Source organism: Leisingera sp. F5 (genome assembly GCF_001593695.1).
The window spans coordinates 19,083-31,703 of the sequence record NZ_LUKH01000046.1 but is presented as its reverse complement, the minus strand read 5'-3'; the positions used below and the strand labels follow the sequence as shown (position 1 = coordinate 31,703).

The following is a 12,621-nucleotide window of genomic DNA, read 5'->3' as shown; positions in this document are numbered from 1 at the left end:
TTACAGATGCTGTGTCCGGCTTGGTTTCATATTGCCCGTGTATTGCCTGGTTTCAAACCAGTTGCAGTGAATGCGGAATATGTTCAGCAGTGCGGCTGACACGGCAGGGTTGTATGAGGCGCCATTGATGTATTTCGCGCCAGTTCTTGCCGGCCGGCCGGCTGCGCGATCGGCAAGGCTCAATCGGAACCGCAGGGCATTCATGAACGCGGAGACCGGTTGGACCGTCGCTCGCGGGATCCTGCGCCCCAACGCTTCACGCAGTTCCCGATCAGTTGGCTCTTGGTTAAATGCCAGGCGCTTCATTGGCTGCCTGTACTTACTGCAGAACAGGAAAACCGATAACCTTTTCTGTTTCACCCTGGATCTGAGCAGGTGATCTCACCCAGACCTGAGGACGCTGCGATGAGATGAAATTGGGAAGGGGCCGGGACTGCCTCTGAGATCTGCACCGATGGCTACACGCATTTCCTGTGCGCAAAAAAGACTGAGCAGTTTATGATCTTCCTGTATCTCTTGCGAATTGAGCGCTGCCTGCTCTTTGAAGGCTGCGAGTTTCTCCTCATACGCCTCAATTCGACTGTTCGCCGTGTTTGTTGCCGCGTTCTTGCCGAAGGTGATCACAAACCACTCGAAGAGGTCTTCGTTAATCATGTCCCGAAAAACATGGGGAACAACGCGTGTCATTGTTCCGTCTTGCTCTCCGGCGAGGGTGATCTTCCCGGATGGCAGCATATCTCGAAGGCACGCAAGGTGCGCAGCCTTGGTGCAAGTTCGCTTCACCATGATGCCGTTAAAACTGCCCCGGAAATCACGATTGGTCTCTTCGAAGGCAAAATACTCATTTCTGATTTCGTCCAATAGTTGCCGCCGCTCCAAAGAGTGCCGCAGCTTTTCCTGAACGCCCTACCTCCAACGAGAGTTGCGCAATAGACTTGACCACGAGAGAGCCCTTTTTCCTCTTTCGTTCCGGCAAGACGGCCTCCACGCGCCAATAGAGGCATTGGCCGAAGCCCGGCAAACCGAAGTCTCAAACCCATTTTTCTGCGATGTGTTGCTCCGGGACAAGACTCCCGCAAACGTGTTTGATCCTTATCAAGTTTTATCGTTAAAAATCAAACCCCTGCCGAGAGAAATCCCGACAGGGGCCAATTTTGCGCCCCAAACCCGGAATGCTTCACCTTTTCCGGGCGGGGTTTTCTTTTGCCGCAAGATCCGGGTCGCTTGCATCATGCCTGCGCGCTAGCTGATCTGCATGAATACACAAAAAACCATTTCCCCCCGCGCCTGGGCCGAGCTGATGCTGCTCGGCGTGATCTGGGGCGGATCGTTTCTGTCGATCCGCATTGCCCTGGACGAAATCCCCGTTGTCACCCTGGTGCTGCACCGATGCGGCTGGGCCGCGCTGTTCCTGTGGGGCGTGGTGCTGCTGATGCGGCTGCCGGTGCCAAAAGAGCCGCGTATCTGGGGGGCCTTTCTGGTGATGGGGCTCTTGAACAACATCATCCCCTTCGGTCTGATGACCTGGGGACAGCTTCATATTGAGACCGGCCTCACCTCGATCCTGAATGCGGCCACGGCCATCTTCGGCGTCATCGTCGCGGCCCTGGTGTTTGCCGACGAACGGCTGACGCCCCGCAAGGCGCTGGGGGTAGCCTTGGGCTTTCTCGGCGTGGCCACCGCCATCGGGCTGGAGCAATTTGCAAACTTCGACATCCGAAGCACAGCGCAGCTAGCAGTTCTGGCGGGCACTGTGTCCTATGCCTTTGCCAGTGCCTGGGCGCGGCTGAAACTGTCCGGGCTGCCGCCGCAGGTGGCGGCTGCCGGTATGCTGACCGGGTCAACTGTTTGCCTGCTGCCGGCAGCCTTGCTGGTTGACGGCCCGGTTTCGCTGAACCTGGAAACTAGCACCTGGCTGTCCATTGCCTACTTTTCCCTGATCGCCACGGCAGGCGCCTATCTTCTATACTACCGGGTGCTGGCGCTGGCTGGCAGCGGCAATCTGATGCTGGTCACGCTGATCATTCCGCCGGTCGCCATCCTGCTGGGCGCCTGGTGGCTGGGAGAAGACTTGAAACCGCAGGCCTATGCCGGTTTTACCCTGCTGGCAGCCGGGCTTATGGTCCTGAACGGCAAGCCGGTCCCGCGGCGCAAACGCACACGGAATTGACCAAGCCCGCGCAGGTGATTAGCAAGGCGTGAAACCTTCAGGGACTTGGGATCTCATGCTTTACACTTCTGCGCAGGACTGGCGCGACGCGCCGAACAAACGGGTGCTGTTCTTTGGCATGTCCGGGCTCGGCAAAACCTATGTCAGCAACATCCTGCGCGGCGCCGGCAGCTGGTTCCACTACTCGGTCGATTACCGTATCGGCACCCGCTATATGGGCGAATACATCGCCGACAACGCCAAGGCGGAAGCGATGAAAGTTCCGTTTCTGCGGGATCTTCTTTTGTCGGATTCGATCTTCATCGGCTCCAACATCACGTTTGAGAATCTGACACCGGTGGCCTCTTATCTGGGCAAGCCTGGTGATAAGGCCAAAGGCGGGCTGCCGATTGGCGAATACAAGCGCCGCCAGGAACAGTTCCGGGGCGCTGAAATCCGGGCGCTGCTGGATACGGAATATTTCGCGGGCCGTGCCGGGCAGCTCTATGGCTATCCGAATTTCATCTGCGATACGGGCGGGTCGATCTGTGAATGGGTCGATGCCAATGACCCGAACGATCAGGTCCTGTCGGAACTCAGCAAACACACGCTGATGGTCTGGATCAAGGGCAGCGAGGCCCACACCGCCGAACTGGTGCGCCGCTTTGACCGCGCGCCCAAGCCGATGTCCTATCAGCCGGAATTCCTGGACCGGGTCTGGCAAGAGTATCTCAAGGAAAATGGCATAGCTGAGGGCGATGTGGACCCTGATGCCTTTATCCGCTGGACCTATGCCCAGGCGCTGGCGCACCGCCAGCCGCGTTATCAGGCGATGGCGGACAATTGGGGTGTCACTGTCACCGCCGATCAGATCTCGGCCGTCAGGGATGAGGGGGATTTCGAGGATTTGATCGCCTCCGCTCTTGAGGCCCGCGGCTAACCCGCCTATCTGTCGAATTCCGCTATATCGCACAACCTTCCGCAAATCAGGACACTGACATGCCCATCAAGATGCCCGCAGACCTCCCCGCCTATGACGTTCTGACGAACGAAGGCGTGATGGTGATGTCGCCGGATCAGGCGGCGCGTCAGGACATCCGCCCGATCCGCATCGGCCTGCTGAACCTGATGCCGAAGAAAATCCAGACCGAGAACCAGTTTGCCCGGCTGATCGGGGCAACCCCGCTGCAAATCGATCTGAGCCTGATCCGGATGACCGAGCATCAGACCAAGAACACCGCGGCTGAGCATATGGCCGAATTCTATCACTCCTTCCAGGAAGTGAAGCATCAAAAGTTCGACGGGCTGATCATCACCGGCGCCCCGATTGAGCATCTCGACTTCCCCGAGGTGACCTATTGGGACGAGCTGTGCGAAGTCATGGACTGGACCCAGACCAACGTGCATTCCACCTTTGGCGTCTGCTGGGGCGGTATGGCGATGATCAACCATTTCCATGGCGTGAAAAAGCATATGCTGGACCACAAGGCATTCGGCTGTTTCCGGCACCGGAATCTGGCGCCGTCTTCGCCCTATCTGCGCGGCTTTTCGGATGATTTCGTGATTCCGGTCAGCCGCTGGACCGAGATGAAGCAGGCCGAAATCAGCGCGGCACCAGGGCTGAAGACGCTGCTCGGCAGTGACGAGGTCGGCCCCTGCCTGGTTGAGGACAAGGCGCACAACGCGCTCTATATCTTTAACCATTTTGAATATGACAATGATACACTGAAGCAGGAGTACGACCGGGACGTGGCCAATGGAACCCCGATCAACGTGCCGGGGAACTACTATCCGGACGATGACCCCAGCCAGCCGCCGCAAAATCGCTGGCGCAGCCACGCGCATCTTCTTTATGGCAATTGGATCAATGAGATCTACCAGACCACGCCTTATGAAATGGATCAGATCGGTCGCTAAAGTGCTGAGTTATCTTGGCCTTGCCGCGGCGGCAGGAGCCGCGCTGACGACCTGGCACGCTGGCCGGCGCGAGGCCGCCGCCGAGGCAAGCCACCCGCCATTGGGGCAAACCCTGGTGGTGGGCAGCCACCGGGTGCATGTCGTGGAGATGGGCCGGCCCAGGGGCAGCGCTCCGGATCTGGTGCTGATCCACGGCTCAAGCGGCAACACCCGCGATATGACCTTCCGGCTGGCACCCGCTCTTGCGGAGGAATTCCGCATCCTGATCTTTGACCGGCCGGGTCTGGGTTATTCCGACCGCATCAACCGGACCGGGGCCACCATCCGCCAGCAGGCCGGCCTGCTGCGCCAGGCGGCGGCGCAGATGGGTGCGGAACAGCCGGTCGTGCTGGGACACAGCTATGGCGGCGCAGTGGCGCTGGCCTGGGCCGTTGACTATCCCGGCAGCCTGTCGGCTCTGGTCTCGGTTGCCGGGGTTTCGTATCCTTGGGACACACCGCTGGACACCTTTTACCGGGTGACCTCTTCGCCGCTCGGCAGTGTTGTCGCCGTGCCCGCCCTCACAGCCTTTGTCTCCCGCAAAACCGTTATGGAGACGCTGGACGCCGTGTTTGCCCCCCAGCCTGTCCCTGAGGGATATGCCCAGCATTTCGGCATCGGCCTGACACTGAGGCGCGGATCCCTGCGGGCCAATGCCCGCCAGCGCGCCAACCTGCTGGACGAGGTGAAATCCCTGACGCCGCACTACAGCAGCATCGGCGTCCCGGTCGAAATCATCCATGGAACCGCGGATGACACCGTCAGCCCGGATCTCCACGCCCGGCAGCTTGCCCGCGATGTCCCCGGTGCCGCCCTGACCCTGCTGCAGGGTGTCGGCCATATGCCGCACCAAGTGGCAACAGACGAGGTGGCCGCCGCCGTGCGCCGCGCCGCCGCCCGCGCACATTTGCGTTAAAACGATTCACATTCCATAGTTCTTGCCCATATAAAGGGTTGAGGACAGAAGGGTTTTTCACATGCCGCTGCCATTTGACGGGGCCATCAGCCGCTTTTACCGGACCGGCGCGCCGGAGGAGATCCGCGAGGCCATCAAAGGCGCCGATAAAGACGGGATCCTCAGCTCCAGCTACCCGTACCGGGAGCGCATGAAACGCAAGGCCTATGAAAAAGAGCTGGAAGCGCTGCAGATCGAACTGGTCAAGCTGCAGTCCTGGGCCAAGTCCAGCGGTGCCCGTGTTGCCATTGTCTTTGAAGGCCGGGACGCGGCCGGCAAGGGCGGCACCATCAAGCGCTTTCGCGAGAACCTCAATCCCCGCGGCGCGCGGACCGTGGCGCTTTCGAAACCCAGCGAGGCCGAGCAGAGCCAGTGGTATTTCCAGCGTTATGTCCAGCACCTGCCGGCGGGCGGCGAAATCGTGTTCTTTGACCGCAGCTGGTACAATCGCGGCGTGGTGGAAAAGGTGTTTGGTTTCTGCACGGACCCGCAGCGCGAACGCTTCTTCCGTCAGGTTCAGGGATTTGAGCGGGCGCTGGCCGAAGATGGCGTGCATCTGTTCAAGTTCTGGCTGAATGTCGGCCGCGCAGAACAACTGCGCCGGTTTCTTTCCCGCGAGTCCGACCCATTGAAACAGTGGAAGCTCAGCCCGATTGACGTGAAGGGGCTGGAGAAATGGGACGCGTACAGCACCGCCATTTCCGAGACCTTTGCACGCAGCCACAGCGCCGAGGCCCCCTGGACCATCATTCGCTCGGATGACAAAAGGCGGGCCAGGCTGGCAGCAATACGCAGCGTTCTGCACGCCGTCGATTATGACAGCAAGACCGCCGGCGCGATTGGCGAATTGGACACTGGAATTTGCGGAGGCCCGGATATCTGGGATGCCTAAACGCGGTTATCATCACGGCAATCTGCGCCAGGCGCTGGTCGAAGCGGCCCTGCATCTGATCGAGGCCAAGGGCCCGACCGGGTTCACCCTGTCGGAGGCTGCCAAACAGGCCGGTGTGACCCCCGCCGCCGTCTACCGTCATTTCAAGGGGCGCGAGGATCTGATCGCCGAGGCCGGGCGGCAGGGCTATGCGATGTTTGCCGACCTCATGCAGCACGCCTATGATAAATACCAGCCCTCGGCCCTGGCCGCGTTCGAGGCCACAGGGCGCGCCTATCTTGCCTTTGCCCGCAAGCATCCGGGGCACTACATCGCCATGTTCGAAAGCGGCATTTCGGTGAACCGGACGCCGGAACTGGCCGATGCCGCCGCACGGGCACGAGCGATCCTGGAGCGCGCCGCTGCGGACCTCAGCCAGCATATCCCGGAAGCTAAACGCCCGCCGGCTTCGATGTTCTCGGCCCATGTGCTTGCGATGAGCCACGGGGTGGTGGAGCTTTATGCACGGAATTCTCCGGGGGCTGCCTCCCCTTTCCCGCCTGAGGACCTTCTGGAAAGCGGTATCGGCATCTACCTGCGCGGTCTGGGCCTGATCGCGCCGGACGACTAGGGCCCCTCTAGAACCGTCCGCTGGGCTGCCGAACGCCCAGTTCATCACCGACATTGACCAGATGCACCTCGCCGATGCCCTTGATATCCTCGGACCCAATATCGGTGACGCGGAATTCTTCTGACAGGGCGTCTTTCATTTCGTCCGGGGCGACGATTTTCATCGGATTGGCAAAGACTTGCAGACGGGAGGCGAGGTTCACAGCCGGACCGAAGACGTCATAGACATACTTTTGAATGCCCACCACCGAGCCGACGGCCGAGCCGGTGCCCAGACCGATGCGCGCCTGCCATTTGTGCTGATGGCTTTGATTGCGCCGGTCCAGGTAGCGCAGGAACCGGGTGGCGCAATGGGCCACTGCGGTTGCATGGTCCGGCGTAGGTTCCGGCATTCCGGCAACCGCCAGATAGGCATCGCCAATGGTCTTGATCCGCTCGCATCCGTATTGCTCTACGATACGGTCGAAAGCGGTGAAGATATCGTTCAGCTCCCCCAGAGTCACTGTCGGGTCCGTGCGGGAGGCGAAATCAGTGAAATTCACAAAATCCAGCATCACCACTGACACCTTGGGGTAAAGCTGCGGTGTCACCACGCCGAAGGTCTTGAACTCCTCATAGACCGAGCGCGGCATCAGATTCAGCAGCAGCCTTTCCACCCGCTCCTTCTCGCGCTCCAGCTCGCGGGTGTTGCGCTCGACCATGGCGGAATAGCTGTCGATCATGCTTTCCAGCTCACGGATGCGGGTGATGTTCTGGCATTCCACCACCAATAGCGCCTCGTTCAGATGGCTGGCCTGCGAAATGTTGATGGCGAAAACCAGTGTGCGCCGCTTACGCTTGATCTTCAGCTCCGCCGAATAGCGCAGCCCTTCGTCGCACAGCGAGCCGAGGTCGTCCGGCTGCAAGCCTTCGATGGCATCCGTAAGCGCCGCGTCCGGGCCAGGCGTGCCAAACCATTCCGCAAAAGGTTGATTGTGAAAGACAAATCCAAGATCAGAGGCGCGGACAACGGCAATCCCGACGCCAACAGCGCGCAGCAGCTGCTCGTTGATGGCAGCAATGCTCATGCGGCGTCCCGGTGGACGATGACATTGCGCTTGGATTCAATTGCGGCAAGCGTGGCCTGCACGTCCGGTTCAGACAGCCCGTGCTGCTCCAGCGCGTCTTTCAGCAGCGCGCCCATTTCGTCAAAGTCATCATGGGTTATTGCCAAGGCCCGGTGCACCGTCTCCAGCCGCTCGTCGCTGAATGAGGCAGGCCCGCCCAAAAGCGACGAAATGAACTTGGTCTGGTGGTCGATCAGCCGCGCCATATCCACCTCGGCGAAGTAGTCACCGATCTGATCGGAATCGAGCGCCATCTCATAAAAGGTCATCACGACCCGGCTGATGGCACTGAACCCGCCGTATTTCTCATAGATGGTTTGCGGCATTGCAGCTCCCCCAACAGAAAGCGGTGCCGGCCATGTTACGTTACTTTTGCGAAAATGTTAACGGTGCAGGTCAGTCACCTGCTTCAGCACCAAAAAAGGGCCGCCCAACAGGCGGCCCTTTCCAAAGAATGCAAAAGCGTAAAACTTAGCGCTTGGAGAACTGGAAGCTCTTACGGGCTTTGGCCTTACCGTATTTCTTACGTTCCACAACACGGCTGTCGCGGGTCAGGAAGCCTGCTGCTTTCAGCGCGCCGCGCAGTGCGGGATCATAGAGCTGCAGCGCCTTGGAGATGCCGTGCTTGACCGCACCGGCCTGACCGGACAGGCCGCCGCCTTTGACGGTGGCGTAGACGTCGAATTCACCTTCGACACCGGCAACCTGGAACGGCTGGCGCAGAATCATCTGCAGCACCGGACGCGCAAAGTACTTGTTGATTTCCAAACCGTTCACTTCGACCTTGCCGGAACCCGGCTTGATCCAGACACGGGCAACCGCGTCTTTCCGCTTGCCGGTGGCATAGGCACGGCCCAGTTCGTCGCGAACCGGCTCACGCGTGATGGTTTCTTCGGCCACTGCTTCCACACCGGTTGCAGCTGCGAGCTCTTCAAGAGTGTTGATCTGATCAGACATCTACATTAGCTCCGGGTGTTTTTCTTGTTCATGGATGCAACATCCAGAACTTCGGGGGCCTGTGCTTCATGCGGGTGCTCGGCACCGGCATAGACACGCAGATTGGTCATGATCTGACGGCTCAGACGGTTGCCCGGCAGCATGCGCTTGACCGCTTGGGTCACAACGCGCTCGGGGTGCGCGCCTTCCAGGATTTCCTGTTTGGTGCGCGATTTGATGCCACCCGGGTGGCCAGTGTGCCAGTAGAAGTGCTCTTCGCGCTTCTTGCCGGTCATCTGCACCTTGTCGGCGTTGATGATGATAACGTTGTCGCCCATATCCATATGCGGAGTGAAGGACGCTTTGTGCTTGCCACGCAAGCGCATGGCAACGATCGAGGCAAGACGGCCCAGAACAACGCCCTCGGCGTCGATCAGGATCCACTTCTTCTCGATGTCTGCCGGAGTAGCAGAGAAGGTTTTCATGGCAGGTCAATCCTGTTTGTCGTGACGGCAGAATCCCCGGAAGGAAACGCCTGAATGCGATGAAGAGGGTTTACGGGGATCAAAGACGCACGTCAACAGACGCAAATGCAATTAAACTACGCAAAATCAATACCTTGCAAAATAGGTACTATTTTACCCCACAATTCAAACGCTGATCTGCTCGGGCGGGTTGTCGAGCAGAGCGCGCAGGCGCAGCATCGCCTCCTCGAACTGTTTCAGCGGCACATGCGCATTGATGGCGATGCGCACCGCATGCGGCGCGCGGCCGTCGCGCAGGGCAAATTCATCTGCCGAGCGGATCTGCACCCCGTTCGCTTCTGCGGCCCGGGTAAAGGCGGCAGCGCGCCAGCCCGAGGGCAGCCGCAGCCAGACGAAGGGCACATCCGGGTTCCAGGTCAGATCAAACCCGCCAAGCGCATTGACCGCGACCCGGACATAGCGGGCCATTTCCCCCCGAACCGCCGCCACCAGATCAGGCAGCCGCGGATCGGTGAGCAGGATCCGCACCAGTTCTGCCAGCGGCTGCGCCAGGCCGAAGTATCCGTATTCCGCAACCCGCCGCAGGTCTGTGGACCGGCCCTCGGGCGCCAGCGCAAAACCGACACGCAGGGCTGGTGTCAGGATCTTGGAGATCGAAGACACATGCCAGGCAAGCTCCGGCGCCAGCGACCGGTAGCTGGGTGCGCGCGACTCGCCCAGACGGTAACAGTCGTCTTCGACAATCTGCACCCCGTGGCGGCGGGCAATGCGGACAATTTCCTTGCGGCGCTCCAGCGGTGTGTGCAGCCCGGTCGGATTGTGAACCTCAGGGCTGGTGCACAGCACCGTGGCGCCGGTCTTGCGGATCGCCAGCTCCATTGAATCCGGCCGGATGCCGTGTTCATCCATGGCAACCTCGACCACCTGCGCCCTCAGCAGTTCCGCAGCGCGGCGGAAACCGGCATAGGTCAGATCCTCAACCATGATCACCGGCTGCGGCCCCTCGAGAATCGCTTGCAGAACCACCATCAGCCCGTTCTGGCCGCCATGTGTCAGGACAATATCGTTTTCTGTGACCATGCCGACCGGTGACTGTCCCACCCATGCTGCCGCCGCCTGGCGCACCGGCAGATAGGCGTCACGGGTCGGATAATTCAGGAAATTGCGCGCCTCGCCTTCCGCCACCTTGTGCAGCGCCTCGCGCACCGCGGCCACCTGCCCCATATCGGCAATCCGCGGGCTGAACAGGCTGACATGGCCGGGATCCCGCGCCTCCAGCAAATGCAGCTCCCGCGACCATACGTCATCCGGCACCGGGGTTTTCTTTTCGGCTACAAAGGTGCCGCGCCCAACCTCGGCCTCCAGCACGCCTTCATCGGTCAAAATGCTGTAGGCGCGGGCAACGGTGCCGGGCGTTATGCTTAATTGATATGCAAGGTCGCGCACCGGCGGCAGCTTTGTACCAATTTTCAAACTGCCCAATTCGACGGCAGACCGGATTGTATCTGCCACTTTTTTATACTTGGGACCTTTTGCCTCACTCAGGCTTTGCGGCCAAATTGTACCCATTACAATCCATCCTTGGACAACATGATTACCCCTTTGTATCAAAACAACACGACAAATCAACAGGATTGTATCAATACAATACAGGAAACCTCCCATGGTACAGCACACGCAAACGGCACACTCGAACATGTCCTATCTGATCAGCCGCCCGGGCCTGCCGGTGCTGGCGCAATGGGCCGTCCTCTTTGCTGTGCTGGTCACCAAGTGGAGCCTGCGCCGCCGCACAAGAACCCATCTGAAACATCTGAGCGCAGCGCAGCTTAAGGACATCGGGGTGAGCCGTCAGGACGCCCATTATGAAGCCACTCTTCCGTTCTGGCGCCCATGATCCCCTGGGCAATAGAACAACCTGACGGCCGGGGTTCGCCCCGGCCCTTTTTTTGCCCGCCCCCATGTTCCGCAGGAAGCAGGCCCTTGCGGGTTACCGGCTATGCAGAAATTAAAGGTTGATCGAATCTCCCCCCCGGCCTAAATGCCCCTCACTTTCGGTACCGATCCCAACCCCGGACCCTTATTCGGGGGGGCGCTAAGGAACCGGCTGGATTGCAATCTACTGGAACGAAGGGGAGTGTCATGAAAGACGCCAGCCTCTTCCAACTGGGGATCGGTCTGGAGACAGGCGCCCATGAGGAAGATACCGCCCGCGGTGTAACAGCCGCGAATATCGACTCCGTTGTGGACTCGGACCGCGAAGACCATTTCATCCGCAAGGATGGCAAGGTGTTTGCCGGGACCCATCTGATCATCGAAGTAATGAAAGGCACCGGTCTGGATTGCGAAGCCCGCATCCAAAAGGCATTCCGCGATTGCGTGGATGTTTGCGGTGCCACCCTGCTGCACATCCACACCCACAAGTTTTCGCCCCAGGGCGTCTCCGGCGTGGCCGTGCTGGCGGAGAGCCACATCTCAGTGCATACATGGCCGGAAATCGGCTATGGCGCTTTTGACGTCTTCATGTGCGGCGATGCCGAGCCGTGGAAAGCCGTTGGCGTGCTGAAAGAGGCCTTCAACACCGACATGGTGGAAGTGCGCGAACTGCTGCGCGGAGAGGAATTGATCGCCAAAGAGGTTGCGGCATGAGCAGTGCCGGCAAACCGGAGTGGGTGACGGAAAGCCTGCACGCGCATTACGCACAAGCCCTGCGCGTGGACGAAATGCTCTATGACAGCAACACCGAGCATCAGCGCCTGAAAGTGTTCCAGAACGGCCAGTTCGGCCGCATCCTGACGCTGGACGACGTGGTGCAAACCACCGAAGGCGACAACTTCATCTACCATGAGATGCTGACCCATGTGCCGATCCTGGCGCATGGCAATGCCAAGCGTGTCCTGATCATCGGCGGCGGCGACGGTGGCATGGCCCGCGAGGCGCTGCGCCACACCTCGGTCGAGCACGTCACAATGGTTGAGATCGACGGCGGCGTGGTGGATTTCTCGAAAGAGTATCTGCCGATGCTGAGCGACGGCGCCTTTGACGATCCGCGCCTCAATCTGGTGATCAATGACGGTGCGCTCTTCATGAAAGAGAACACTGAAAAGTTCGATGTGATCATCGTTGATTCGACTGATCCGATCGGCCCCGGCGAAGTGCTGTTCACCGATACGTTCTATGGCCACGCTGCCCGGTCGCTGACCGCGGACGGCATCATCGTGACGCAAAACGGCGTGCCGTTCATGCAAGGTGACGAGCTGACCGGCACCCTGCGCGCGTTCCAGGCGCTGTTTGCCGATGCGTCATGCTATCTGGCGTCGGTGCCGACCTATGCGGGCGGGCCGATGGCCTTTGGCTGGGGCAGCCACTCGGGCAAGGCCCGCAATGTAAGCCTTGAGGATCTGCAGGCGCGTTTTACCGATGCCGGGATCGAAACCGGGTATTACAATCCGGAGATCCACAAGGCCGCGTTTGCCTTGCCGAACTACGTGAAAAAGCTGTTCCCCTAAGGAACATCCGGGACAAGGGGGCCG

At 59.9% G+C, this 12,621-nt stretch carries 15 protein-coding genes; 9 read left to right on the top strand and 6 right to left on the bottom strand.

The window, feature by feature from the left end; translation table 11 throughout:
* Positions 1 to 381: 381 nt before the first annotated feature.
* On the bottom strand, positions 382 to 861 hold the full coding sequence (locus A2I95_RS21680; RefSeq protein ID WP_291733189.1) for a hypothetical protein: 480 nt from the start codon (positions 859 to 861) through the stop codon (positions 382 to 384).
* Between the two features lie 394 nt (positions 862 to 1,255).
* Here A2I95_RS21680 and A2I95_RS21675 point away from each other — a divergent pair, with 394 nt between their 5' ends.
* The 6 genes from A2I95_RS21675 (at position 1,256) to A2I95_RS21650 (ending at position 6,562) form a co-directional block, all read left to right on the top strand.
* Positions 1,256 to 2,170: a DMT family transporter gene (locus A2I95_RS21675; RefSeq protein ID WP_291733187.1), complete on the top strand. Its 915-nt coding sequence runs from the start codon at positions 1,256 to 1,258 to the stop codon at positions 2,168 to 2,170.
* 55 nt (positions 2,171 to 2,225) lie between these two features.
* Positions 2,226 to 3,089, top strand: a complete 864-nt coding sequence (locus A2I95_RS21670; protein ID WP_291733186.1) for an ATPase — start codon at positions 2,226 to 2,228, stop codon at positions 3,087 to 3,089.
* 59 nt (positions 3,090 to 3,148) lie between these two features.
* On the top strand, positions 3,149 to 4,066 hold the full coding sequence (gene metA / locus A2I95_RS21665; RefSeq protein WP_291733184.1) for a homoserine O-succinyltransferase: 918 nt from the start codon (positions 3,149 to 3,151) through the stop codon (positions 4,064 to 4,066).
* Entirely contained in the window at positions 4,041 to 5,021 is a 981-nt protein-coding gene (locus A2I95_RS21660) for an alpha/beta hydrolase (RefSeq protein ID WP_291733182.1), read from the top strand. The genes metA and A2I95_RS21660 overlap by 26 nt, the downstream gene beginning before the upstream one ends.
* Before the next feature lie 61 nt (positions 5,022 to 5,082).
* On the top strand, positions 5,083 to 5,952 hold the full coding sequence (gene ppk2 / locus A2I95_RS21655) for a polyphosphate kinase 2 (RefSeq protein WP_291733180.1): 870 nt from the start codon (positions 5,083 to 5,085) through the stop codon (positions 5,950 to 5,952).
* Entirely contained in the window at positions 5,945 to 6,562 is a 618-nt protein-coding gene (locus A2I95_RS21650; protein WP_291733179.1) for a TetR/AcrR family transcriptional regulator, read from the top strand. The genes ppk2 and A2I95_RS21650 overlap by 8 nt, the downstream gene beginning before the upstream one ends.
* Positions 6,563 to 6,569: 7 nt before the next feature.
* Here the strand turns inward: A2I95_RS21650 and A2I95_RS21645 are convergent, their stop codons facing one another.
* The 5 genes from A2I95_RS21645 to A2I95_RS21625 all read right to left on the bottom strand — a co-directional run bounded on the left by A2I95_RS21645 (position 6,570) and on the right by A2I95_RS21625 (position 10,657).
* Positions 6,570 to 7,628 carry an adenylate/guanylate cyclase domain-containing protein gene (locus tag A2I95_RS21645; RefSeq protein ID WP_291733177.1) on the bottom strand — a complete coding sequence of 353 codons (1,059 nt, stop codon included), beginning with the start codon at positions 7,626 to 7,628 and terminating at the stop codon, positions 6,570 to 6,572.
* The gene (locus A2I95_RS21640) at positions 7,625 to 7,993 is read right to left on the bottom strand and encodes a group 1 truncated hemoglobin (RefSeq protein ID WP_291733175.1); all 369 of its coding nucleotides are present in this window, start codon (positions 7,991 to 7,993) and stop codon (positions 7,625 to 7,627) included. Before A2I95_RS21640 ends, A2I95_RS21645 begins: the two co-directional genes overlap by 4 nt.
* Before the next feature lie 145 nt (positions 7,994 to 8,138).
* Entirely contained in the window at positions 8,139 to 8,624 is a 486-nt protein-coding gene (rpsI, locus tag A2I95_RS21635) for a 30S ribosomal protein S9 (RefSeq protein ID WP_035920078.1), read from the bottom strand.
* A gap of 5 nt (positions 8,625 to 8,629) precedes the next feature.
* On the bottom strand, positions 8,630 to 9,088 hold the full coding sequence (rplM, locus tag A2I95_RS21630; RefSeq protein WP_024090265.1) for a 50S ribosomal protein L13: 459 nt from the start codon (positions 9,086 to 9,088) through the stop codon (positions 8,630 to 8,632).
* Positions 9,089 to 9,253: 165 nt separating this feature from the next.
* Positions 9,254 to 10,657 (bottom strand): PLP-dependent aminotransferase family protein, encoded by a 1,404-nt coding sequence (locus tag A2I95_RS21625; protein WP_291733171.1) that lies wholly within the window; start codon positions 10,655 to 10,657, stop codon positions 9,254 to 9,256.
* Between the two features lie 94 nt (positions 10,658 to 10,751).
* Between A2I95_RS21625 and A2I95_RS21620 the strand changes: the two genes are divergently transcribed.
* From A2I95_RS21620 to speE, 3 genes are all read left to right on the top strand, one after another.
* A complete protein-coding gene (locus A2I95_RS21620; RefSeq protein WP_291733169.1) occupies positions 10,752 to 10,985 on the top strand; it encodes a DUF1127 domain-containing protein in 234 nt (77 codons plus the stop codon).
* A 245-nt stretch (positions 10,986 to 11,230) separates the two neighbouring features.
* A complete protein-coding gene (gene speD / locus A2I95_RS21615; RefSeq protein WP_291733167.1) occupies positions 11,231 to 11,737 on the top strand; it encodes an adenosylmethionine decarboxylase in 507 nt (168 codons plus the stop codon).
* Positions 11,734 to 12,597: a polyamine aminopropyltransferase gene (gene speE, locus A2I95_RS21610; RefSeq protein WP_291733166.1), complete on the top strand. Its 864-nt coding sequence runs from the start codon at positions 11,734 to 11,736 to the stop codon at positions 12,595 to 12,597. The genes speD and speE overlap by 4 nt, the downstream gene beginning before the upstream one ends.
* The last annotated feature ends 24 nt before the right edge of the window (positions 12,598 to 12,621 follow it).

Excerpts from the sequence above, each read along its gene's own strand:
- A2I95_RS21675 (WP_291733187.1), top strand. The coding sequence starts at position 1,256 with ATGAATACACAAAAAACCATTTCCCCCCGCGCCTGGGCCGAGCTGATG.
- A2I95_RS21670 (WP_291733186.1), top strand. The coding sequence starts at position 2,226 with ATGCTTTACACTTCTGCGCAGGACTGGCGCGACGCGCCGAACAAACGG.
- metA (WP_291733184.1), top strand. The coding sequence starts at position 3,149 with ATGCCCATCAAGATGCCCGCAGACCTCCCCGCCTATGACGTTCTGACG.
- A2I95_RS21660 (WP_291733182.1), top strand. The coding sequence starts at position 4,041 with ATGAAATGGATCAGATCGGTCGCTAAAGTGCTGAGTTATCTTGGCCTT.
- ppk2 (WP_291733180.1), top strand. The coding sequence starts at position 5,083 with ATGCCGCTGCCATTTGACGGGGCCATCAGCCGCTTTTACCGGACCGGC.
- A2I95_RS21650 (WP_291733179.1), top strand. The coding sequence starts at position 5,945 with ATGCCTAAACGCGGTTATCATCACGGCAATCTGCGCCAGGCGCTGGTC.
- A2I95_RS21645 (WP_291733177.1), bottom strand. The coding sequence starts at position 7,628 with ATGAGCATTGCTGCCATCAACGAGCAGCTGCTGCGCGCTGTTGGCGTC.
- A2I95_RS21640 (WP_291733175.1), bottom strand. The coding sequence starts at position 7,993 with ATGCCGCAAACCATCTATGAGAAATACGGCGGGTTCAGTGCCATCAGC.
- rpsI (WP_035920078.1), bottom strand. The coding sequence starts at position 8,624 with ATGTCTGATCAGATCAACACTCTTGAAGAGCTCGCAGCTGCAACCGGT.
- rplM (WP_024090265.1), bottom strand. The coding sequence starts at position 9,088 with ATGAAAACCTTCTCTGCTACTCCGGCAGACATCGAGAAGAAGTGGATC.
- A2I95_RS21625 (WP_291733171.1), bottom strand. The coding sequence starts at position 10,657 with ATGGGTACAATTTGGCCGCAAAGCCTGAGTGAGGCAAAAGGTCCCAAG.
- A2I95_RS21620 (WP_291733169.1), top strand. The coding sequence starts at position 10,752 with ATGGTACAGCACACGCAAACGGCACACTCGAACATGTCCTATCTGATC.
- speD (WP_291733167.1), top strand. The coding sequence starts at position 11,231 with ATGAAAGACGCCAGCCTCTTCCAACTGGGGATCGGTCTGGAGACAGGC.
- speE (WP_291733166.1), top strand. The coding sequence starts at position 11,734 with ATGAGCAGTGCCGGCAAACCGGAGTGGGTGACGGAAAGCCTGCACGCG.